Here is a 24,847-nt window from a genome sequence, read left to right as displayed (position 1 = left end):
ATTTTTACACCCCGCTGACAATTTATCTGGAGGATTATCATGTTACTTCTATTATATACACTGATCATTTATTTTGGAGCTAGTTTAGCTTCAGGTCTCTTTTTATGTGCAGAACGCTTAACGGCTGGCCAGTCGCTCATCAAACCCAAGTCTCATTGTACGGTTTGCCAACATCCCCTTTGTTGGTGGCAGCTATTACCGTTGATCAGTTACCCTTTATTACGGGGGCATTGTTATTACTGCGCAACACCAATTCCATTGGCCGCTTGGGTCAGCGAAATTATCGGCGGTTTTCTTGGTCTCTTTATTTGGCTTACGGCCGCTGCACCAAGTTTTACTGGCTTATTGTTTGCTGGCTTATTTTTATTTAGTTGGATCGACATTAAACAGCGTATCTTATTGCCCGTTTTATTTTGGCCCTGGCTAATAACGCTACTATTGCTGCCACACGAACCGCTTCATTTGACGGCTATGTTGTTGCTCGTAAGTGGACTCGGTTTATTTGCTCATTTCTCCCGTGGCCTTGGTAGCGGTGATGTTCAACTGCTGGCTGGAATAGGACTACTTTATGGATTTAACAGTACGATCCAAATGCTGTTGTTTGCTTGTTTATTGGCTATCGGTGGACATGCATTTTACCAACACAAAACGATTCCGTTCATCCCCTACCTCAGTCTTGGTATCTGGCTGCAACAGCTTTTCACTTTTCTGCATTAAAAAACCGCGTTAAGCGGTTTAGCCATTTTATTAAGCGGTAAATACTCGAATCAATTGATAAATTAAAACACCTGAACAAAGCGCAACCACAACAACATTCGATAACAAGGTAAAAATCTCATTCATCGCAAAATGATCGATATCGGTAATACGTTCACCCTTACGCCGGATTTTAACATTCAAATAACATCCGGCTGAGATCAATAAGCTGGCAAAAGGAATGATGAACAAGGCATTCTTGTTAACCACCAAGCCTTGCCCCATTGATACCTGACTAGACAACAACGGTGATGTCAGCGTAATAATGATCAATGGTAAAAATGAAATAAGTTCTGACCAACCAAAGCGATGATGAGCTAATTCTTGTGACCATTTAGGTAATGATGCAATTGTTTTTTGCCCCTTATGCATATTCTGCAGAATCGTATCCACATTTTTTTGTGCAGCTGCTTCAGCCTGAACACTGGCAACTCGTTTATGTTTACTCATGATCTGTCTTCCCTTCACAGACTTTTTTATTTTGAATGATTGTTATTATTTAGCCTTATACACTTATCTTAGCGTATTCAGGCCTAATTGACCATTGACTAAAAAAATCTGCCGCAAACGCCGACAGATTTTTATAGAATGCTTAGTTAGTTGCTTCTTGTGCAGCAGCAGCTTCTTCTGCAGCCATTTTTGCTTCAGCTTTCAAAGCTTGACGATCAGCAAACTTGAAGAATGGGTAGTAAATTGCCCCACCGATAACAAAGTTGACTAATTGCAAAACAGCACCGGATAAATGACCTGTTGCTAACCAACCAGAAATAATTGGCGGTGTTGTCCAAGGAACGGCAACCCCAATGGTTCTAGCCACCCACCCAAATTTCATTGAGTAATAGGTTGTAATAACCGATACCAGCGGGACAACGATAAATGGAATAGCCATGACTGGGTTCAAAACGATCGGCATCCCAAACATGATCGGCTCATTAATATTGAATAGTGCAGGCGCACCCGCTAACTGACCAATGGCTTTTAAGTTAGCAGATTTAGCTAAGAAAAACATCATCAAAGCTAAGGAGATCGTTTCACCAGAACCACCGGCATGAACGAAGTTATCAACAAATTGTTGGTTAACAATATTCGGAATTGCTTTGTGTGCTTTAACGGCATCAGCATTTTGTGCCATTTGACCTAACCAAATTGGTGCCATGATCCCGCCGACAACGTTAGCCCCGTGAATACCGAATAACCATAAGAAGGAAACGAAGAATTCAGCAACTAGCGCACCCCAGATGGAACCACCAACGGCAGTTAATGGTTGTGTTAAAATAACGGTGATCACATTAGGAATCGTTTTAAAGAAAGTAAAGCTGATACCTAAGCGAATCAACCACATTACAATAATGACCACAAAACCTGGAATTAATGAAGAAAAGGCATTACCAACGGCCGGTGGAACTGTATCTGGCATGTGGAACTGCCAATTCTTATGCATCATCCACACATAAAATCAGTGATGAACAAGCCAATCAATAAGGCTTCAAATAAACCAACAGAACCAAGTTGTGCTAACGGAACAAATGCAGCACCGGCTTTATCAATATGCAACGGAATCGTTAACATAAATGCACCTAAGGCAATCATACTAGCCGCCAAAGGATCAACATCCTTATACGATTGTGCCAATTGATAAGAGATCCCAATAACTGCAACCATCCCAATGATCGAGAACGTTGCGTTAGTTGCCCAACCAACTACTGTCGCCCAATTAGGACCGAATACAGAAGTCATCCAAGCCAAGTAAGCTGGAATTGGAAAGTTACTGATGATCATGAAAACTGAGCCGATGATGATCAGCGGCATAACTAGCGCAAAGCCATCACGCAATGCAACTAGATGACGTGAAGAAGCGATTTTACCAGTTAATGGTATCAATCAATCCTGTACGAAACTGGACTTCTTCTCGCTCATACAAAAACCCCCATTTTTTATTACCCGCAATCTTATAAATGGCAATTTACAAATAGAATAAAAATCGACTACGGCTAACATTAATTATTGAAATAGCACAGTTGAACGCGCTTTCAACATAATAAATGTACCACCTGGTATAAAGCTTGTATACCCTTCTACCCATAATTAGAAAATGTACTGTACAAAAAAACATGTTCCGCACTTGGAACATATTCCGAAGCTATAGCACTAAATGCTCTGCGACTTCTTGATACGCGTGTTGTGCAATTTGTTCTAATAAAAAGACAACTGGTAGTTGGGTAGATAAATGCCCCTGCACGTCCTGTGTCTGCGGAATATTATATGCAATATTAAAATCGGCTAATTGAGCTAACGTCGAATACGCATCGGCTGTGATTGCCAATATGTTGGCACCATTTTCCTTATAAAAACGTGCTTGCCGCAAAACTTCTTCAGTCTCCCCTGAAACTGACAACAAGATCAACAAACTATCATAAAAATCATGTTCAACTACTGGCGGCGTACGAAACGGATCTGAGATCATCAGCGTATAAATACCATAATTAGCGAATAAACGGCCGCCATATTGCGCTAAACTACCACTTGTACCTAAGCCGAAAAAAATCGTAGTTTTAGCGGCCGCCACCATACTTGCAGCGTGAGCAATCTGATCATTGAAATGATGATCACTAAGTTGATCGAAGAATTGCTTGATTAGCGCCAAGTCCTGTAATTTTGGTTGGACTGCTTCTTGTTGCCGCTGTTGCTTCAATGCAAACTTAAACTCAGAGAAGCCACTATAGCCGACCTTCTTTAGAAAACGAAGAATCGTAGTGGCAGAAACATGGCTTTGTTCAGCCATCTGTCGAATCGTCAAACGTTCAACATCATTCGGATGGCTGATAATAAATTTATAAACCGTCATTTCTAGCTGATTGAGTGAACGGATCTGCTGGTATGAGAACATGCTGTCACCTTCTGCTTTTTTAGATTAAAAAGAATTGGTATGGACTAAAGTAAGTTTACCACGTTTAACTATTGGTAGGAATAAATTCCATATATCGGTGTCAATCACCAAACTGAAATTAAAATAAGGCAGCAGCTGCCGCCTTATCCTTTTAAAACGATTAACATGTCGTTATTGTGCTTAAACACTAAACGACTAAAATACGACATTTATAGTTTTTAATACTGAGGCTTCATGCTTAGATCAGCCCCGTTACTAGCAACCACTTGCTTGAACCAATAAAAAGAATCCTTGCGCGAACGGTTTAGGGTGCCCTTACCTAAATCATCCTGATCGACGTAAATAAAACCATAGCGCTTTGCCATCTCACCGGTGCTAGCTGAAATTAGATCAATATGTCCCCATGGGGTATAACCAATTAAATCGACACCATCATCAACGACGGCTTTTTCCATTTGTAAAATATGATCGTGGAAATACTTGATCCGATAATCATCATGAATACTGCCGTCAACTTCAACTTTGTCATGCGCACCAAAACCATTTTCGACGATAAATAATGGTTTGTGCCACCGATCAGTCATCCAGTTCATCCCATAACGCAAACCAATTGGATCAATTTGCCATCCCCAATCTGATTTTTGAACATAGGGATTGCTGACTAGGTCATTGGCTTCATCGTAAACAAAATCTGGATCGTCCTTTGTTGCTTCAGTGACAAAAGACATGTAGTAGCTGAAACCAACATAATCAACAGTTCCCGCCTGCAAAGCAGCTTTATCAGCAGCAGTTATATCGATCTGATAGTTATGGCGTTGCCAATATTTTGTCAACCAGGCTGGATAAGAACCTAAAGCCTGAACATCGCCATAATAATAGCGTGTTTGCATCGCACGCTCAGCCATCATAATATCAGCTGGCTTCGCGGTCAGTGGATAGATCGGGCACATTGCCACCATTGCGCCAATTTGAAAATCTGGATCGATCTCGTGACCTAACTTAACCGCCAAAGCACTGGCTACCATTTCGTAATGGGCTGCCTGGTACATTGCTTCTTCCCAATTATCGTTTTCATCCAATTGAAGACCTGAATTTTGCAATAATGGATGTGGATCACGCCAATCAGTCTGATTATTGATCTCGTTGAAAGTCATCCAGTATTTAACTTGGCCCTTGTAGCGCTTAAAGCAAACTTCCGCAAAATTAAGGAAGAAATCGATCAATTTACGATTACCCCAACCACCATAAGCCTTAACTAAGTGATACGGCATTTCAAAATGTGATAACGTCACTACCGGTTGAATGCCATTTTTTAAGCACTCCGCAAATAAATCATCATAGAACTTCAATCCGGCTTCATTTGGCTCAGTTTCGTCCCCATTAGGAAAAATCCGGGTCCAAGCAATTGATGTCCGAAAACAAGTCATGCCCATTTCAGCAAATAACTTTAGATCTGCCGGATAACGATGATAAAAATCGATCCCCCAATGATTAGGATAGATCTCACCTTTTTTAACCCCATCGGTTACCCGTCGTGGTACACCATTAGCACCTGCTGTCATTACATCAGCGATGCTAACGCCCTTACCACCTTCTTGCCAGCCGCCTTCTAACTGATGGGCAGCAACTGCACCACCCCATAAAAAACCTTTAGGCATTGCCATTCCGTCACTCATATATAAGCCTCCGTAATCTTTATTTAGAATACTAGATCTTTATTTACCTGCTTGCGCCAAACGCTTGTATAAATCAACGATCTCACCGGCTAGGTCGCGGAAAGTGATCGCCGTCATGATGTGATCTTGCGAATGGACCATCAGCAGTGATACATTCGCGTGTTCACCATTAGCTTCCGCTGTCAGCATACCAGTCTGGGCATTGTGGGCATCCACAAGAAATTTATCTGCCTCAGCTAATTTTGCGTCAGCCGTTGTAAAGTCACCCGTTTTAGCGGCATTAATTGCCTCAAAGGCTGAACTTTTTGCGTTACCGCCATTTAGAATCAACCCCATTACTGCCTGTAAGTTACTGTTCTCAGTTTCGGTTTCGATCATTTGCCATCCCTACCTCATTTTCATTTAAATAACGATTACGTATTTCAGACTATTTTCTAGGGCCAAACACAGATCAACACCGGTAAATGAAAAATATTAGAGTGCGCCATTAGTCATTTTGTGTTAGCATCAAACAAAGGGGTTGCAACGTTTTGTGCGCTTGCGCCGACTGTATTCGACTGGTTCAAGGTTTTAGCGAGCGAAAAGAGTTGACATATAAATCGCTTTCATTACAACGAAAGTATAACTCGTAGGTACCAATTTTACAAGTACCATTAATTTTTTTTACAGGAGTGATGACTGTGTACCACGATATTGCGGACGATATTACGAAATCAATTAATGAAGGTTTATTCGACAAAAAATTACCCACTGAAGTTCAGCTGATGGCGCGTTACAATGTTAGTCGCAACACAATTCGTAAAGCGATCGACTTAGTCTATCAAAAGGGATTACTACGCCGAGTACAGGGTAGCGGTTATTTTATTAACGACATCAGTTTATCGGAAAAAACTGTGATCAATTTATCGGTTGGTGCGGGACAACCCTTACACTTAGCCGACGGTAAATTAGTATCAAAGGTGATCACCTTTGATAAGATCAATGCTGACGTAGCCTTGGCCAATCGTATGAGCATCAAAAACGGCAGCGAGCTTTATCGTGTGATCCGACTGCGGTATTTGAATAACGAGCTTTACTGTTTGGAGCAAGCCTACTATGTACGTGCTGAAGTACCATTTTTGTCAGTTGAAAGCGTCAATCAATCTATTTTTACTTTCCTACGCGAAAATTATGGTATTAGCGCTAATAATAGTGAAGATTACATTTCCTTAGAAAAGCTGACGGAAGAAGATGCTGCCCTACTTGAATTACCAACGGGGACACCTGCTTTAACAATGAATCAGCTAAATTTTTATGGGAATAACATCATCTTCAACTTCTCAACAACAATTTATGTTTATCCTGGACTGAATTTCTACTTCCATTCAGCCAATTTAACTAGTAATTAGGGCTATTTTCCTCAACCAAAAAGGCGTTGAACAGCTAAACTGTCGCAACGCCTTTTTGGTACATTTAATACTAGTATAATTAATTTTTAATGCTAAACTATGGGTAAAAGGAGATGGGCTATATGCTAAAACCTAAAGTTCCAACAGCAATCAAGCAAAATGCACAAGTCAATCGTACTCATGATCCAGAAAACATTCACCGTATGCTGACCCGCACTAATATCCAAATCGATGGTCACTTATATCCACGTAAATTAGGGAAATTTGGTGTTTTTTTTGCACGACTATGGATGATCAGTAACGGTAAAAATCACAATGTAACACTTGATTTTCAACCTACCCAAATCGACTTATACACCGATCAAGCCGAGCAATTCGGCAGTATTTTCCCTGGCTACATCAATGGTATCCAGCTAGGCGTCTTACGTAGCTCCAGTCCCGGGATTGGTAATCCACTTACCAATATGAATTTCTGGCTTTTCCTATTATTCAGTACCACTAATCATGATTTTTATTGCGTCAACCAAGATATTCGCGTCGTTCCTGCCGTGATCAAATGGGCGACGAATAATCAGGTTACTTATGAAGATCCCTTTGGATTAGAGCAGCGCCTACAAGCTGCACCTACTTACCAGAAACTTTTAGAAATGATTGCCACAGATTATAATGAGCTAGCCGCTAAGAACCAATATCCCACTCTAGTCTCTGATTTAGCAGCTATATACTGGGAATAGGCCCTAAATTGCCAAATGCTGTGCGACTACCTGCTGCAGAACTTGTGCAACCCCATCCCGATCATGATCAGCAGTTTCACGCCAAGCAACTTGTTTAACACTAGGAATTGCGTTGGCCATGGCAACCCCGTAACCAACATCGCGAATCATTTCTAGATCATTTTCATAATCACCAAAACACATAAAGTCGGCCATTTCAAGGTTAGCGTGAGCAGCAACAATTGCTAACCCAGCTGACTTATCCACACCGGGTGCGGTCGCTTCATAAAAAAAGCGGCCCGAACGAACAAAGTGTAGCGGTAATTGTTGGATTGCCTTGGCCGCTTGCCTGACACCTAAGACGTTATGGTGCGTCATATTGATCGTAAATTTGTAGAACTTAGCATTGGGTTGCGTTAAAGCCTGTTCCAGCTCAGTTAAACTCGTTATTTGCTGATTCTGGCCATCAGGTTGATCACGCGTGGCCAGCGGTTTTAGTTCCTTTGGCTCAAATACTAGCATCTGGTCTAAACTACAAATGCATAACCGAACCTGCCAATGCTGTGCAATTTTAAAGGCTGCGATCAACAACTCGTTAGCTACTGGTATTGCCGCTAACGGTTGATTGTTGGGATCATACACAACAGCACCATTTAAACAAACACGATATCCTGGTACTTGTAACGTATCGCGCAATAATGCATCCACCGTTGGCAAGGTTCGCCCAGAACAAATAGCAATTTTTGCCCCCTGTGCGCTCATTTGCTGAATCGCCTGACGATTAGCCACCGATACCTGACTATGCTCATTAAACAAGGTGCCATCTAGATCAGTACCAACTAAAGAGATCATTCTTATACCCCCGTATCCAACTCATTTTATATTATCCCAAATTGCAAGAACAAATTAGCCACGCAATAAATCCCGGCAAGACAGTATTTTCATTGATATTCATATTTTAAAGATTCAATCTTTAGCCAGCGGCAGCGGAGAAAAGCTCTTTTGGGGTTTGGTAACCTGACTGCCGGCGTGGTAAGTTGTTTAGCTTGGCTTCCACTGCTTGGATATCACTAGGGCCTAAAGTATCCATGGACAGGCCCTTAGGCACATCACGACGGATCATTCGATTATGCGCCTCATTTGTGCCTCGTTCTGAAGAGCGGTAAGGGTGGGCATAATAAAGGTCGGCAACCCCGTCAAGCACCGTCCCCGCCGCTGCGAATTCTGCCCCGTTGTCAGCGGTAACGGACTTCATGATGTGCCCGTATTCTTGGCAGATCTTAGCCAGTTCGTAGTTGACTGAATCGGCGTCACGGCCATCAATCAAACGCAGGATCTGACAGCGAGATTGGCGCTCGATCAGCGTTAGAATGACACTTTCTTGGCCGTTACGTTTACCGACTACGGTATCCAACTCAAAGTGACCGAACTCTTGGCGCTGATCAATACTTTTAGGTCGCTCTTCGATACTTCGTCCGCAATTATGGAGATAGTCTTGTCAGCGAACCACCTGATCAATACTTTTAGGTCGCTCTTCGATACTTCGTCCGGCCAGACGCTTATGCTTGGGTGAATGGTGGTGTTTGGTGCGGCGCCGGTTTTTTTCGAGCAGATCAAGATTACGGACTTCAAGTAGTTGCGCATCGATATAGTGGTATAACGTCTTGGTCGAAACCATCTCCTCAGGTTGATATAAGCCTTCAAGTTTAGCGCGGCCCACCGCGGCATCAGGCGACCAACCGTCTTGGTGCAAATGGGCCGTAAAGTAGTTGATAAAGTCAGCGACACCAGCGAGTTTCAAAGGTCGATGACAGGACATTCGGTTAGCTTCGTATTTGGCCTGTGCCGCTTCTGGCGAGTACTCGCGGTGATATTGCCGTTGACCGTTCACTTTTTTAACTTGGTCGATCTCACCACGGCGTAGTTCATTACTGATTGTTTGATGACAAACGCCGATAACTCTAGCAATTGCGCGGTTAGAGTATCCTTGGCTGTGTAGCGTGGCGATTCTGCCGCGCTCAAATGAAGTTAGGTGGTGACCTTTTTCTCGGACTGTGGTATTCTGTTCTTGCATCCAGACAATAACCTCTTTCATTTTTGTGTTGGAACATCAATGATAACAGAGATTTGTCTTGGTGTTTTTTATTTTTTCAATTAGCCGGATCTAATTGGCTAACTTGATTATAAAACGCGCGCATTTTATATTATAACTTTGTATAACCGATATCTTTATTATCTAAACCGTGAAAGTTCAAAACCCAGCTAAACCCTGATTGCACTAGGTTATTTTAGCCCAAAATTAAACACAAGCAGCTCCTTGAAGTATACTTGAGTCGTCTAAACCACGATACAAAGGAGTGCTTGTGCTATGGCTAGTATACCGCAAAATAAAATTGAAAAATCAAGTTTTAAAATAATTACCCAATTTTGTGCCTTGGCGCACCTACCAGCTTTGGTCCGCTTGCTCAATGATCACCGCCATTCTAACGTTTCACTAACTGCAATCTTGATTTGGTTACTCAAGGTTATTTTCCAGCGGCGGACACTTTACCGAGCAGAAGCACCAGGCATGTGTACCAAACGCACGGTCTACAATATCTTGAATGACGGTCGGATCAATTGGCAACGGCTTAGTTGTTTATTGGCACAACGGGTGATTACTGGCCTAGCACAGTGGCTCGACGCCCGCAAAAGTGGTGCGCTGATCATTGATGACACCCTGATCTCACGACTGAATGCGAAACAAACCGAGCTTTTAGCCAACACCTTCGATCATGATCGGCAACGCTACTTAAAAGGTTACCGTGGTTTGACCTTGGCTTGGAGTAACGGCCAGCTCGTGTTGCCAGTCACGACGGCAGTTTTGTCGTCACAGAAAGCACGTAATCGGGTGGGCACACCAGCTAAAACTTTAGATCAACGCACCTTAGCCGGACAACGGCGGGCCCAAGCGATGCGGCCAATGCCAGCGGTCGCACTAGAACTGATCAAGCAAGCGCGGGCAAATGGGCTCAAAGCTAAATATGTGCTATTCGATAGTTGGTTTACCTCGCCTAAAATGTTTGCGGCGTTAAACGACCAAAAGTTGATCGGTATTGGCATGCTTAAACGGACCAAGAAGATCTATTACCGCTATCGTGGCCGCCAATACACCGTCAAAACGCTCTATCAGTACTTACGTCAATCGCATCGTCAACCACGAGCCGACTATTTATATAGTTGCGTGGTTCAGACCGCTACCGCAAAGTTACCGTTACGCTTAGTTTTTGTCGCTAAACGCCATTGCGCCAACGACTACCTGGTGTTAGCGACCACAAAAACCAATCTGACCCCGGCAGCGATCATTCAACTTTATAGTCGCCGTTGGCAGATTGAGAACTATTTTAAGGCCGCCAAACAATATTTACGCCTTGATCAGACTCAGATCCAGGATTATGACGGGCTTTGTGCGCATATGGCTGTGACCATGATGACCTATGATCTGTTGGCTTGGCAACAGCGGCGCCAACCAGGCGACCCAACGATTGGCGATATTTTCTATCAATTGGATACCTTACTGCCGATCATTGATCTGGCGACTGCAATCGGCCAGTTACTAGGTGAGTTGACTAACCTAAAGGTGACTAAATCACCTGCAAAAATGACTGCGCAGATCAAGACACTGATTGACCAATTTTTAAATGGCTTATCGATTCAAACTTCGGCGCTGATCACGCTGAGCATGAGCAATAGTTGAAGGTTAATTTTTAGGCTGTAAAGCTTGGTGGACTAAGGGATTACTCGAATTGGAACTTTCACGACTTAGTTTATTATTCTAATCTAAGTCCGAAGGCGTTTCCAGTCCTTTAATATTTTAGCTATACAAAAGAGCGACTTTTGCGCTGCATTACTGCAGTTCAAAAGTCGCTCTCTTAATTTACTTTATTTGGATTGGTCCTTGTTATCACTTGCCATCTTCTCTTCTAAATCACTGATTGAGTAGACATTTTGTGATACGGCACCGACGCCTTTTGGTTCCATATGACGATACTTCGCCATACCAGTACCAGCAGGAATAATCTTACCGATAATAACATTTTCCTTCAAACCAAGTAATGGATCATTTTTACCACGAATTGCCGCATCAGTTAAGACACGCGTTGTTTCCTGGAAGGAAGCCGCAGATAAGAAACTATTTGTTTCCAAGGCTGCCTTAGTAATCCCTAACAAGACTGGCCGTGAAGTCGCAGGAATACCACCGGAGATCAAAGTCTTATAGTTTTGACGTTTGAAGTCGGCAATATCCATTAAAGTACCAGGTAAGATGTCGGTATCGCCTGGATCCATGATCCGAACTTTACGTAACATCTGCCGAACCATAACTTCCATATGCTTATCAGACACTTCAACACCCTGTGACCGGTAAACACGTTGGATTTCACGTAACATGTAGATTTCCGTTGAAAGCCGATCGCGAACTTGCAATAACTGTTTAGGATCAATTGAACCACCAGTTAAAGCTTCACCGCGATGGATATAGTCGCCTTCTTGAACTCGTACACGTGCGGTAAATGGTACGCTATAAGTCCGCGTATCCGTTTCACCTTGGACCGTGATTTCTTTCGTGTGATCAGCAGGATTTTCATCGATTGCCGTAATTTCACCAGTAACTTCAGTAATAGTCGCCAAACCTTTAGGATTACGTGCTTCCATAATTTCTTGCACACGCGGCAACCCTTGGGTAATATCGCCCCCGGCAACACCACCGGTATGGAATGTACGCATGGTTAACTGAGTACCAGGTTCACCGATTGATTGCGCAGCGACAGTACCTACTGCTTCACCAACTTCAACCGTTTCCCCAGTTGCCAAGTTACGACCATAACAATACTTGCAGACACCATGTTCAGTGTTACATGTGAAGACCGAACGAATTGTGACAGTTTTAACGCCAGCATCAATAATTTGTTGTGCAATGACTTCGTCGATCATAACGTTCTTACCAACGATTTCTGCCCCAGTTTCAGGATTAAAGACTGACTTCATCGTATAACGACCTAAGAGACGATCGTATAACGGTTCGATCACTTCGTTACCTTCTGTAATGGCAGAAACATCTAAACCACGATCAGTACCACAGTCTTCATCACGAATGATGACATCCTGAGCTACATCGACCAAACGACGAGTTAAGTAACCGGAGTTAGCGGTCTTCAACGCCGTATCGGTCATCCCTTTACGGGCACCATGGGTCGAGATAAACATTTCCATGACGGATAAGCCTTCACGGAAGTTAGAAATGACAGGCAATTCCATGATCTGACCATTAGGTGCGGCCATCAAGCCACGCATACCGGCTAACTGTGTAAAGTTAGACACGTTACCACGGGCACCAGAATCACTCATCATGAAGATTGGGTTATTAGCTGGCATGTTGTCCATTAGTCGTTTCTGGATCTGATCTTTGACACCGTTCCAAACGCCGATAACACGTTGGTAACGTTCTTCATCGGTGATCAAACCACGACGGAACTGCTTAGTGATCGTTGCAACTTGTTTATGTGCATCAGCCACCAAAGCAGGTTTTTCTGGTAAATCTTTGACATCGGCGACACCGACTGTGATCCCAGAATTGGTTGCCTGCGTGTAACCTAAAGTCTTCATCCGATCAAGTAGTTCAGAAGTTTCCGTTACCCGATAAACATTAAAGACTTGGGCAATGATATCAGCTAAGAAGCCTTTACCAAATGGTGCAATCAAATCACGATCAGCTAACAAAGCTTTAACGTCAGTACCAGGTTCAACAAAGAATTTGTCGTCGATACCTTCCATCAAGTTACCATTAGTTGGTTCGTTCAAGTAAACTAAATCCTTTGGCAAGATCTCGTTGAACATGACTTTACCAACTGATGTCAACATCACTTTTTGCCGTTGTTCTGGCGTAAATGGTTTGTCAGGTAATGAGTTGGTTGCCAAACCGATCCGAGTATGCAATTGCACATAACCATTTTGTAAGGCCATCAAAACTTCATTGCTATCTTTGAAGATCATACCTTCACCGATAACCCCTGCTTCTTCAGAAGTTAAGAAGTAGTTACCTAGCACAACGTCCTGTGAAGGTGTTGCGATTGGCTTACCATCTTTAGGTGCCAAGATATGGTGGGCAGCTAACATCAGCAAACGAGCTTCTGCTTGTGCTTCATCAGATAAAGGCACGTGGATCGCCATCTGATCACCATCAAAATCGGCATTATAAGCTTCACAAGCCAATGGGTGTAAACGAATTGACTTACCATCAACCAAGACAGGTTCGAACGCTTGAATACCCAAACGATGCAATGTAGGTGCGCGGTTCAATAGAACTGGATGTTCCTTGATCACGTCTTCTAAAACATCCCAGATATCATCATCACGGCGATCGATCTTACGCTTAGCGTTCTTAATGTTAGAAGCTAATTCGCGTTTAACCAATTCGCGCATAACAAATGGCTTGAATAATTCCAACGCCATTTCACGTGGTAAACCACATTGATAGAACTTCAAGGTAGGGCCGACATCAATAACCGAACGACCAGAATAATCGACACGCTTACCTAACAAGTTCTGACGGAAACGTCCTTGCTTACCCTTTAACATATGGGAAAGTGACTTCAATGGACGGTTACCAGGACCCGTTACGGGACGGCCACGGCGACCATTATCGATCAACGCATCAACGGCTTCTTGTAACATCCGCTTTTCGTTTTGTACGATAATATTTGGTGCATTTAAGTCCAATAAACGCTTCAAACGGTTATTCCGGTTAATAACCCGCCGGTATAAGTCGTTCAGATCGGAAGTCGCAAAACGACCACCTTCCAACTGAACCATTGGCCGTAAATCAGGTGGAATGACAGGAATTGCATCCATAACCATCCAACTTGGTTCATTACCAGATTGACGGAAAGCTTCCAAAATGTCCAAGCGACGAACGGCACGTGTCCGCTTTTGGCCTTGGGCAGTCTTCAAATCTTCCTTCAATTCACCGACTTCTTTTTCAAGGTCAACATCGTTTAATAATTCCTTGATGGCTTCAGCGCCCATTGCTGCTTTGAAGCCTTTGCCATATTGGTCATATTTTTCACGATATTCACGTTCAGTCAGTAATTGTTTCTTTTCTAATACTGTGTCGCCAGGATCGATAACGACATATGATGCGAAATAAATGATTTCTTCTAAGGCACGTGGGCTCATGTCTAAAACTAAGCCCATCCGGCTAGGGATACCTTTGAAGTACCAGATATGTGAAACGGGGGCAGCTAATTCAATATGACCCATCCGTTCACGACGTACTTTAGAGCGGGTAACCTCGACACCACAACGGTCACAGACGATCCCCTTGTAACGGATCCGTTTGTACTTACCGCAGGCACATTCCCAGTCTTTGGTTGGTCCGAAGATACGTTCGTCGAACAAACCATCACGCTCTGGTTTGAGTGTCCGGTAGTTGATCGTTTCAGGCTTTTTTACTTCGCCATAAGACCAACTACGAATTTTATCGGGAGATGCCAAACCAATCTGCATACTCTCAAATTTATTGACGTCTATCACTTAGCTGACCTCCTATTTGTTGTCGCTGTCGCCGCTAGCATTAGCTGCTTCTTCTGCAGCCTTCTTTGCCTTTTGTGCTTCTTGCTCTTTGGCAAACTTGCTCAAAGCATCGACGCTAACGACTTCATCGTCTTCATCGTCCATGTCGCGTAATTCAATTTCTTGCTTGTCAGCATCTAAGACTTTCATATCTAGACCAAGTGATTGTAATTCTTTGACCAAGACACGGAATGATTCCGGAACACCTGGTTTTGGAATTGGTTCACCTTTGACAATGGCTTCGTAGGTCTTGACACGACCAACCACGTCATCAGACTTGTAAGTCAAGATTTCTTGTAAGGTATAAGCTGCACCGTAAGCTTCAAGGGCCCAAACTTCCATTTCACCGAAACGCTGACCACCAAATTGGGCTTTACCACCTAATGGTTGTTGCGTAACTAATGAGTAAGGTCCAATCGAACGAGCATGCATCTTATCATCAACCATGTGGGCTAACTTCATGTAGTACATAACCCCGACAGAAACACGGTTAGCAAATGGTTCACCGGTGCGGCCATCATAAAGAACTGACTTCGCATCGTCATCCATGCCGGCTTCCTTAACGGCTGCCCAGATATCTTGATCCTGTGCACCATCAAAGACAGGTGTTGCTACATGAATACCTAAATTACGTGCGGCCATCCCTAAATGCAATTCGATCACCTGACCGATGTTCATACGGGAAGGCACACCCATTGGGCTCAAGCAGATATCAACTGGCGTACCATCTGGTAAGAATGGCATATCCTCTTCAGGGACAACGATTGAAACCGTCCCTTTGTTACCATGACGGCCGGCCATTTTATCGCCGACTTGGATCTTACGTTTCTGGGCGATATAAACACGAACCATCATATTAACACCAGGTGATAATTCATCACCAGCTTCACGGGTAAAGATCTTAACGTCTTGGATAATCCCACCGCCACCATGAGGTACACGGAGTGACGTATCACGGACTTCACGCGCTTTTTCACCGAAGATTGCATGCAATAACCGTTCTTCTGCAGAAAGTTCCGTAACCCCTTTAGGTGTCACCTTACCGACTAACAAATCGCCATCCTTAACTTCAGCACCAATGCGGACGATCCCGAATTCATCGAGGTCTTTCAACGCATCTTCACCGACGTTAGGAATTTCACGGGTAATTTCTTCAGGTCCTAATTTAGTATCACGTGCTTCTGATTCATATTCTTCAATATGGATCGACGTATAAGCATCTTCGCGAACTAATTTTTCGGATAAGACGATTGCATCTTCATAGTTGTACATATTCCAAGTCATGAAGGCAATAATTGGGTTCTGACCTAAGGCAAGTTCCCCATTTTCCATGGCTGGACCATCAGCTAAGATTTCGCTAACGTCAATATGATCGCCAAGTTTAACGATTGGACGTTGGTTATAACTCTTACCTGAGTTTGAACGACGATATTTCATTAAATCATATTTATCTAATGAACCATCTTCACGCCGAACACGAACTTGTTTAGCATCAACATATTCAACTGTACCAGCGTTCTTAGCAACAACAGCAGTCCCTGAGTCATGAGCCGCTTTATATTCCATACCAGTCCCAACTAATGGTGCATGTGGATTGATCAAAGGAACGGCCTGACGTTGCATGTTAGCACCCATCAAGGCACGGTTAGAATCATCGTTTTCCAAGAAAGGAATGCAGGCAGTAGCAACAGCGACAACCTGTTTAGGCGAAACGTCCATGTAATCGACACGATCAACGGAAATTTCCAAGTTATCTTCTTCACGACGAGCCAATACGGTGTCATCAACAAATGAGCCGTCTTCGTTTAGCAACGAGTTTGCCTGAGCAACAACATAGTTATCTTCTTCATCGGCAGTTAAATAGTCGATCTTATCAGTAACTTTATGTGTATTCCAGTCAACACGGCGATATGGTGTTTCAATAAAACCATACTTATTAACAACGGCGTAACTAGCCAAACTATTGATCAAACCAATGTTAGGACCTTCAGGTGTTTCGATTGGACACATACGACCATAATGGGTGTAGTGCACATCCCGGACTTCATAACTGGCACGATCACGAGTTAAACCACCAGGGCCTAAGGCTGATAGACGACGCTTATGCGTTAATTCACCTAATGGATTCGTTTGATCCATAAACTGGGACAATTGTGAAGAACCAAAGAATTCTTTGATTGAAGCGACAACTGGCCGAATGTTGATCAACTGTTGCGGTGTAACTGTGCTAGTGTCTTGAATTGACATCCGTTCACGAACCACACGTTCCATCCGTGATAACCCGATTCGGAATTGATTTTGTAATAACTCACCAACTGAACGAATACGCCGGTTACCCAAATGGTCGATATCATCGGTTGAGCCAATACCTTCTTGTAAGTTCAAGAAGTAGTTCATTGAAGCAATAATATCGGCAGGACGAATATGTTTCCAGCTTAATTCAATATGACCATTACCAATGATCGGTACAACTGTTTCAGGATTGCGTTTTGATTCAACCTTGATTGTTTGTAGCGTCATTGGATCTGTAACTGCACCTTCATCAGATGGTGTGTAAGTGGTGGTCATAAAGTCTTCACGGTCCAAGTATGGGCTTAATTTTTCCATTACTTGACGATCAACTACATCACCCTTTTGGGCAATAACTTCACCAGTATCTGGATCAGCTAATGTTTCCGCCAAAGTTTGGTTCAACAAGCGTGTTTTTAAGGATAACTTTTTGTTGATCTTGTAACGACCAACCGCTGCTAAATCATAACGTTTCGGATCGAAGAAGCGCGCATTCAATAAACTACGTGAGCTATCGGCAGTTTTTGGTTCACCTGGGCGTAGTCGTTCGTAGATATCTTTTAAGGCTTCTTCAACACGCGAATCGTCCGCATTCTTATGGACGTCTTTTTCCATCGTTAACATTAAGCTTTCGTTATTACCTAACATGCCGATAATATCGTCATCGGAACCAAAGCCTAAAGCACGAATTAATTCAGACATCGGAATCTTACGTGTCCGGTCGATTCGAACATATGAAATATCTTTAGCATCAGTTTCTAATTCTAACCAAGCACCACGGTTAGGGATAACAGTTGTACCATAAATTGTACGACCATTTTTATCCACTTCACTGTTGTAATAAACCCCTGGTGAACGAACTAACTGGGAAACGATAACCCGTTCAGCACCATTGATAATAAAGGTACCTTGGTCGGTCATTAACGGAAAATCACCAAAGAAAACGTTCTGTGATTTAATTTCGCCAGTTTCATGGTTAGTTAAACGCAACGTAACGTGTAATGGTGCAGAGTAGTTGGCATCATGTTGCCGAGCTTCTTCCACCGTATACTTAGGTTCTAATAATTCATAATCAACAAATTCTAAGGACAAATTGCCAGCGAAATCATCAATTGGCATGATATCGTTGAACATTTCTTTCAAGCCTTCGTCCAAGAACCAGTTATACGAATTACTTTGGATCTCGATCAAGTTAGGGAGATCCAACACTTCTTTAATTCGTGAATAACTACGACGAGTGCGGTGTTTACCGTATTTAACTAAATGGCCTGCCAAATTGTTCACTCCTTCTATGGTTTCTGTAGCGTCTAGCGTAATATGACATTACTGTTACAAATATTAAATAAAAATTACATTTGCTAATCTGAGTCGTTTTTCGGCAAAAAAAAACCAAAAATAGGACGCTATCATTCGATATTTGTCGACTACTTTTGTTTTTTTCTATATATGCCGCCTACGGACAATAGATCGCAGGCTAGACTATTCCACAGTTTTTAGCAAATTCTTATCTTACACGCCTATTTAAAGATTGTCAACCCAAAGTGTTTTCAAAAGCGCTCAGATCATAAAATGCAGCCTACTACTGCTGATTTTTGGAACGAAAATCTCAGATATCAGCATATTGCACGAACTGATTGAACATACATTACCGCTGTTTCCGAATCATATCGCCTGCCTTAACCGGTTGTTTAACTGGCAGTTGACAGATCATCATAGCATCCGGGGCGCGATATAAAATATCATTGTCTTGATCCCATAAACGTTCAACCACTTGCTCTGTATGGGTAAAGTGCGGTCCGTAGAATTCAATTTTGTCGCCAACACCAAAATTATTCCGTTGTTGCACGATGGCCACTTTACGTTCAGCATCATAATCTAAAACTTCACCGACGAACCCATACTGTGGCCGTTTACGCCGCTTACCAAATAATTCATCATCAGCCGTTGGCGTGCCATAATAGAAGCCAGTTGACATTTCTCGTTGTGCAACCTTCCATAATTCATCGACCCATTCACGCTTCAAAACATAATGATCAGGGTCAGCACAATAACTGTCCACTGCTTGCCGATAAACATTTGCCACCGTGGAGACGTAATGGATCGACTTCATCCGGCCTTCGATCTTAAAACTATTAACTCCGGCTTCAACCAAATCTGGAATATGTTCGATCATCGCCATATCAACGGCACTCATTGAAAAAGCCTCGCCATTTTCCAATTGTGACTGTTTCTCGCCACCAGACATTTCAAATAAATCATACTTCCAGCGACAGTTCTGTGCGCAACCACCACGATTAGCATCGCGCATCGACATATGATTCGACAACACACAACGCCCCGAATAGCCGATACACATAGCACCGTGAATAAAGGCCTCGATCTGAACGTCAGTATGGCGCCGCATTTCTTTGATCTCCTCAATACCCACTTCACGTGCTAAGACAACACGCTCTAAGCCTTCTGCTTGCCAAAAGTTCAAGGTTTCATAGTTAGTCGCTGAAGCCTGTGTGGACAAATGCACTGGTAAGCCAGGTGCTTCAGTGATTGCGATCTCGATCAATGAAGGATCAGATACGATCACTGCGCTGATGCCAATATCGCGCAATGTCCGGAAAAATTGACCTGCTCCAGCGGTATCACCTTCATGGGCAACGATATTAGCCGCCACGTAAACTTTGGCATTGTGTGCCTGAGCATATGCTACCCCTTCACGCATCTGATCAAATGAAAAATTACCTGCACGTGATCGTAGTCCATAAGCATCACCGCCAATATAAACCGCATCGGCTCCATAATTGATGGCCACTTTTAATTTTTCCAACGTTCCCGCTGGTGCTAAAACTTCTGGTTTATCTGTAATTACTCGCATATTATTGCACCTCACTTGGATCTATATCATAAAAACCAGTATCTAAACCACGTTCGGCTGGTTGTTGCGCAACAACGGCTGCACTTAGTGTCGCGGCTAGGTCTGGCGTCCATTCACCAGCAGATAACGCCTGCTTAGCCTGAACGAACTGCCTTGCAATCGTTACAAATTCAGCTTCACCGGCAAACAAACCATCAAGCTTCCAATTAGTTAACCCTAATGTTTGCAGTTGAGGTAACTTCCCCATCAGATTAAGATCATTGTTGGCAAACAAATGTGTCCCATTAATATCTTCATAAATTGAATAATGTGTTTCCGGTTTGTGTGGTGCAGAAACAAACAAGCCACGTTGACGATCAGCCCGATCTTGATGTTCCTGAACAAAACTAAAATAGTTATGAACTAACGGACGGCCCGATTGATGGATACAAGTTGCCCCATAAACTTGGACCTCTGCCGGAATCTTTAGTTCTGGCGCTAATTTGACCAATTCACCATAAGGTACTTCACGGGCCAAAACTGCACCAATAGCACCATGGCGCGCCCAAAAATTAATTTGTCGCGAACTAGTCATCAGCACTTCACTATCGTAAATAAATTGCAGCGGTAATTTTTCTTGCTGTAATAAATAAACAACGCCAGGATCGCCGACTGTGATCTGATCCACTTTTAACTCAGCTAAAAAGTAGAGGTAATCACCAACTTTATTGATCCGGTCGTTATGCATCAACGCATTGACCGCTACTGTCACTTTCTTGCCAGCTTGATGTACTAGATCAACGAGCTCTGTTAGTTCCGCACGTTCAAAACTATGTGGTAAACGTAAGCCAAAATAATCCTCGCCTACGTATAATGTATCAATACCTGCAGCTAGCAGTTGGCTTGCTTGCTTACGCGAAGCTGCAGTTGCAATCAGATTAATCAAAAAATTCGCTTCTTTCTCTCATCAATATATGGTTTCAGCATACCACAGCCGAAATGAAAAAAGAATTAGGCGTTACCACTATTTCATGATCTGAAGCCACAAAAAAAGTTGTCGTAAACTACGCGACAACTTTCATTACTACAATTTAAGCTTTAACGGTCGGCGTCGTATCTGTTTCTGAGTCGCGGACATTGACCGTGATCTCACCTTTACGTGCGCCGATCGTCACCGACTCGCCAACTTTGATATGACCGGAAAGCAATTCTTCACTTAATCGATCTTCAACTTGTTGTTGGATGGCACGTCGAATTGGCCGTGCCCCGTACTCAGGGTCAAACCCAGCTTTAGCGATCACATCGATCGCTGCTGGCGTAATCTTAACATCAATATTTTGATCGTGCAGCCGTTTCAACACATTCTTGGCCATAATCTTCACGATCTGATGTAATTCTGGCTTAGTTAAGGAATGGAAGACAACCACTTCATCGATCCGATTGATAAATTCAGGCCGGAATGACTTCTTTAATTCTTCTAAAATACGACTACGCATTGCTTTGTAATCTTGCTGAACCTTTTGGGCACCAAAACCAACTGATTTTTCATCCCGCAATGCAGTGGCCCCTAAATTAGAAGTCATGATCAAAATCGTATTCCGAAAATCAACCCGCCGACCTTTAGAATCAGTTAAATAACCATCATCCAAGACTTGTAACAAAATATTGAAGACATCAGGATGGGCTTTTTCAACTTCATCAAGTAAGACTACAGAATAAGGCTTCTGCCGTACCTTTTCAGTTAACTGACCGCCTTCTTCGTAGCCAACATAGCCAGGAGGTGCTCCGACTAGCCGCGAGGTTGAATACTTCTCCATATACTCGGACATATCGACCCGAATCATATTATCCTCCGAGCCAAACATTGCCTCGGCTAAAGCCTTGGCCAATTCTGTTTTACCAACACCAGTTGGCCCTAGGAACATAAACGAACCGATTGGCCGCTGTGGATCTTTCAAACCACTGCGTGCACGCCGAATTGCCCGTGAAACAGCCGAAACTGCTTCTTCCTGTCCAATAACACGCTTATGCAGAACCTTTTCTAAGTTGATCAAACGTTCTGTTTCGCTCTTTTGCAATTGGGTCAATGGCACACCAGTCCATTGTGAAACAACTGTCGCAATATCATCAGGCGTGACTTTAACGTCTTTACGCACACCATTAGTTGGTGCAGCTGCTTGCTCAGTTGCTAACTTATCTTTCAAAGCCATTTCGTTTTCACGAATGCTAGCTGCTTTTTCAAAATCTTGGGCCTCAATTGCAGCTTCTTTATCTTTAACTAACTGATTTAATTCAGTTTCCAGTTTAGATTCTGGCGTCTTCTTACTTGCTGCATCTAGGCGTACGGATGCAGCTGATTCATCAATCAAATCAATTGCTTTATCTGGCAAGAAACGATCACTGATATAACGTGACGAAAGTACAACGGCTTCATGCACGGCCTCATCAGTAATGGTTACACCATGATGTTCTTCATAGCGACTACGCAAGCCTAGCAAAATTTCTTCTGCTTCTGCCTGTGTCGGTTCGTTAACTTGGATCGTTGCAAAACGCCGTTCTAACGCAGCGTCCTTTTCGATGTACTTTTGGTATTCATCCAAAGTAGTTGCCCCGATCACTTGCATCTCACCACGCGCTAATGCGGGCTTTAAGATGTTAGAAGCATCGATTGCACCTTCAGCACCACCGGCACCAATCAAAGTATGCAATTCATCAATAAACAGGATAACATGCCCGTCTTTATAGATTTCATCAATAACTTTTTTCAACCGGTCTTCAAATTCCCCACGATACTTAGTCCCAGCAACTAAGGACCCCATGTCTAGCATCATTAACCGCTTCTTGGCCATATCATCAGGAACATCACCAGCAATGATCTTCTGCGCTAATCCTTCAGCGATGGCAGTTTTACCAACACCAGGTTCACCGATCAATACTGGGTTATTCTTAGTCCGCCGTGATAATACTTGGATCAATCGACGTACTTCTTTACTACGACCAACCACTGGATCCATTTGATTCTCGCGTGCTAGCTGAGTTAGGTCACGTGCCAATGAATCCAAAGTTGGCGTCCCTTCGCTGCTATTTCCTTGTGCTTGGCGGCCACGTGGCGCATTACGCCGTTTAGCTGCAGTATCCGTCACACCTAATTTTTTCAAAATTATTTGTCGAGTTTTACTTAAGCTCAAACCTAGATTGGTTAAGATTCGTGCTGCCAGAATATCGTCTTCACGCAATAATCCAAGCAAAATATGTTCCGTACCAATTTTCATGGCACCCATCCGCTTAGCTTCATCACCAGCATACGATAAGATCTGTTTAGCTTTAGGAGCATAAGGAAGATAGGTATCGCTTTGTGTTTCAGCCGAAGCCCCATAACCTGTAAAACGTTCGATTTCTTCACGAATATCGTCATCAGTGATTGATAACTGCCGCAAAGTTTTGCCAGCAATCCCATCAGTTTCAATAACTAAGGCCAACAACAAATGCTCAGTGCCTACCGCATGATGCCGGAAGTATTTGGCTTGCTCTTGTGCTAACACTAATACGTTTTTTGCGCTTGGCGTAAATAAATTATCCATTAAGCGTCCCTCACTTTCGCTTACTCACGTTCGTATCGTAAATGATTCAAAATACCGATCAGAATACGCGCCCGAAGCCGCTCCTCCAATTGACGGTCAGCAACAGCGAGTGTCTCACGACTGGTCGCCGCTAAAATTAAATTAGCTTCCTTACGCTCGATCACCTGATCATCATAAAGCTTCTGGACCAATGACAATGCATCACGCTGATTAATTTGTTCACCGATCAGTTGAATCATTGTATCCAGCATATCACGATCATCAAGTAATTTTACTTTTTCGATCCGGATATAGCCACCGCCGCCACGTTTACTTTGAACCAAATAACCACGCTGAATAGTAAAGCGTGTCTTAATCACATAATTAATCTGGGATGGGACACAATTAAATAACTCCGCAATTTCGGATCGCTTAATCTCAACACGCGCCGACTCTGCCAGAATCTCTTTCAAGTAGGCTTCAATAATATCAGAAATATTTCGCCCTTGCATCGTCTTCACCCTTAACTTTGACTAATATTGACTATTATTATAGATGAATTTACCAAAATTGCAAAGAAATACGTTGTTTTTATTTTTGGGCGAAAAAAAAAGCAGCCCATAAACTAGACTGTTGAATAAATCGGGAAAACAGGATTTGAACCTGCGACCCCTACGTCCCGAACGTAGTGCTCTACCAAGCTGAGCTACTTCCCGAGAATTCAATTTTTAAACAAAAAAACAAGCGGAAGACGGGATTCGAACCCGCGACCCCCACCATGGCAAGGTGATGTTCTACCACTGAACTACTTCCGCAAGAAAAATATGTGAATCGGGAAAACAGGATTCGAACCTGCGACCCCCTGGTCCCAAACCAGGTGCTCTACCAAGCTGAGCTATTTCCCGAAACTTTTTATGTGTTACTAATGAGCTAATCGCTCAATGCACCCAGTAGGAGTCGAACCTACAACCTTCTGATTCGTAGTCAGACACTCTATCCAATTGCGCTATGGGTGCATAATAATAATGCCGAGGACCGGAATCGAACCGGTACGGTGATCACTCACCGCAGGATTTTAAGTCCTGTGCGTCTGCCAGTTCCGCCACCCCGGCATATTATTAA

15 protein-coding genes, 5 tRNA genes and 2 pseudogenes are annotated in these 24,847 nt (G+C 43.1%); 4 read left to right on the top strand and 18 right to left on the bottom strand.

Annotated features, from left to right (window positions below):
* Positions 1–39: 39 nt before the first annotated feature.
* A complete protein-coding gene (locus tag LC20001_RS03535) occupies positions 40–717 on the top strand; it encodes a prepilin peptidase (RefSeq protein ID WP_010011772.1) in 678 nt (225 codons plus the stop codon).
* Positions 718–747: 30 nt separating this feature from the next.
* Here LC20001_RS03535 and LC20001_RS03530 read toward each other — a convergent pair whose 3' ends face one another.
* The 5 genes and pseudogenes from LC20001_RS03530 to LC20001_RS03510 all read right to left on the bottom strand — a co-directional run bounded on the left by LC20001_RS03530 (position 748) and on the right by LC20001_RS03510 (position 5,697).
* Complete coding sequence (locus LC20001_RS03530; RefSeq protein WP_010011773.1) at positions 748–1,206, bottom strand: hypothetical protein; 459 nt, start codon at positions 1,204–1,206, stop codon at positions 748–750.
* A 142-nt stretch (positions 1,207–1,348) separates the two neighbouring features.
* A pseudogene (gene celB / locus LC20001_RS03525) lies at positions 1,349–2,637 on the bottom strand (PTS cellobiose transporter subunit IIC).
* Positions 2,638–2,896: 259 nt separating this feature from the next.
* Positions 2,897–3,643: a MurR/RpiR family transcriptional regulator gene (locus LC20001_RS03520; RefSeq protein WP_010011774.1), complete on the bottom strand. Its 747-nt coding sequence runs from the start codon at positions 3,641–3,643 to the stop codon at positions 2,897–2,899.
* Positions 3,644–3,861: 218 nt separating this feature from the next.
* Complete coding sequence (locus tag LC20001_RS03515) at positions 3,862–5,319, bottom strand: 6-phospho-beta-glucosidase (RefSeq protein WP_010011776.1); 1,458 nt, start codon at positions 5,317–5,319, stop codon at positions 3,862–3,864.
* Positions 5,320–5,358: 39 nt separating this feature from the next.
* Positions 5,359–5,697 (bottom strand): PTS lactose/cellobiose transporter subunit IIA, encoded by a 339-nt coding sequence (locus LC20001_RS03510; RefSeq protein WP_010011778.1) that lies wholly within the window; start codon positions 5,695–5,697, stop codon positions 5,359–5,361.
* Positions 5,698–5,999: 302 nt separating this feature from the next.
* On the opposite strand from LC20001_RS03510, the gene LC20001_RS03505 reads away from it, so the two are divergent.
* Together LC20001_RS03505 and LC20001_RS03500 are read left to right on the top strand one after the other, a co-directional pair.
* Entirely contained in the window at positions 6,000–6,707 is a 708-nt protein-coding gene (locus LC20001_RS03505) for a GntR family transcriptional regulator (protein ID WP_010011779.1), read from the top strand.
* A gap of 122 nt (positions 6,708–6,829) precedes the next feature.
* Positions 6,830–7,441: a hypothetical protein gene (locus tag LC20001_RS03500; protein ID WP_010011780.1), complete on the top strand. Its 612-nt coding sequence runs from the start codon at positions 6,830–6,832 to the stop codon at positions 7,439–7,441.
* A 3-nt stretch (positions 7,442–7,444) separates the two neighbouring features.
* On the opposite strand, the gene LC20001_RS03495 is transcribed toward LC20001_RS03500, so the two are convergent.
* Positions 7,445–8,272: a Cof-type HAD-IIB family hydrolase gene (locus LC20001_RS03495; RefSeq protein WP_010011781.1), complete on the bottom strand. Its 828-nt coding sequence runs from the start codon at positions 8,270–8,272 to the stop codon at positions 7,445–7,447.
* Positions 8,273–8,393: 121 nt separating this feature from the next.
* Positions 8,394–9,494 (bottom strand): annotated as a pseudogene (locus LC20001_RS03490) (IS30 family transposase).
* Positions 9,495–9,788: 294 nt separating this feature from the next.
* On the opposite strand from LC20001_RS03490, the gene LC20001_RS03485 reads away from it, so the two are divergent.
* Positions 9,789–11,156, top strand: coding sequence for an IS4 family transposase (locus LC20001_RS03485; protein ID WP_099235908.1), 1,368 nt, complete (start codon positions 9,789–9,791; stop codon positions 11,154–11,156).
* Between the two features lie 185 nt (positions 11,157–11,341).
* On the opposite strand, the gene rpoC is transcribed toward LC20001_RS03485, so the two are convergent.
* The 11 genes from rpoC to LC20001_RS03430 form a co-directional block, all read right to left on the bottom strand.
* A complete protein-coding gene (rpoC, locus tag LC20001_RS03480; RefSeq protein ID WP_003679858.1) occupies positions 11,342–14,989 on the bottom strand; it encodes a DNA-directed RNA polymerase subunit beta' in 3,648 nt (1,215 codons plus the stop codon).
* 12 nt (positions 14,990–15,001) lie between these two features.
* Positions 15,002–18,601 (bottom strand): DNA-directed RNA polymerase subunit beta, encoded by a 3,600-nt coding sequence (rpoB, locus tag LC20001_RS03475; protein ID WP_003679860.1) that lies wholly within the window; start codon positions 18,599–18,601, stop codon positions 15,002–15,004.
* 361 nt (positions 18,602–18,962) lie between these two features.
* Positions 18,963–20,186 carry a peptidase U32 family protein gene (locus LC20001_RS03470; RefSeq protein WP_010011784.1) on the bottom strand — a complete coding sequence of 408 codons (1,224 nt, stop codon included), beginning with the start codon at positions 20,184–20,186 and terminating at the stop codon, positions 18,963–18,965.
* 1 nt (position 20,187) lies between these two features.
* The gene (locus tag LC20001_RS03465) at positions 20,188–21,111 is read right to left on the bottom strand and encodes a peptidase U32 family protein (protein WP_010011785.1); all 924 of its coding nucleotides are present in this window, start codon (positions 21,109–21,111) and stop codon (positions 20,188–20,190) included.
* Between the two features lie 145 nt (positions 21,112–21,256).
* Positions 21,257–23,746, bottom strand: coding sequence for an ATP-dependent Clp protease ATP-binding subunit (locus tag LC20001_RS03460; RefSeq protein WP_010011786.1), 2,490 nt, complete (start codon positions 23,744–23,746; stop codon positions 21,257–21,259).
* A 20-nt stretch (positions 23,747–23,766) separates the two neighbouring features.
* Positions 23,767–24,237, bottom strand: coding sequence for a CtsR family transcriptional regulator (locus LC20001_RS03455; RefSeq protein WP_010011787.1), 471 nt, complete (start codon positions 24,235–24,237; stop codon positions 23,767–23,769).
* 130 nt (positions 24,238–24,367) lie between these two features.
* A tRNA-Pro gene (locus LC20001_RS03450) sits at positions 24,368–24,441 on the bottom strand.
* A 27-nt stretch (positions 24,442–24,468) separates the two neighbouring features.
* Positions 24,469–24,540 (bottom strand) — tRNA-Gly (locus LC20001_RS03445).
* A 16-nt stretch (positions 24,541–24,556) separates the two neighbouring features.
* A tRNA-Pro gene (locus LC20001_RS03440) sits at positions 24,557–24,630 on the bottom strand.
* A gap of 37 nt (positions 24,631–24,667) precedes the next feature.
* A tRNA-Arg gene (locus LC20001_RS03435) sits at positions 24,668–24,741 on the bottom strand.
* A 10-nt stretch (positions 24,742–24,751) separates the two neighbouring features.
* Positions 24,752–24,837 (bottom strand) — tRNA-Leu (locus tag LC20001_RS03430).
* Between the last annotated feature and the right edge of the window lie 10 nt (positions 24,838–24,847).

It is taken from the genome of Loigolactobacillus coryniformis subsp. coryniformis KCTC 3167 = DSM 20001 (assembly GCF_002706425.1).
Taxonomy (GTDB): domain Bacteria; phylum Bacillota; class Bacilli; order Lactobacillales; family Lactobacillaceae; genus Loigolactobacillus; species Loigolactobacillus coryniformis.
Note: the sequence above shows the minus strand (reverse complement) of the source record. Positions and strands in the feature narration are given on the sequence as shown.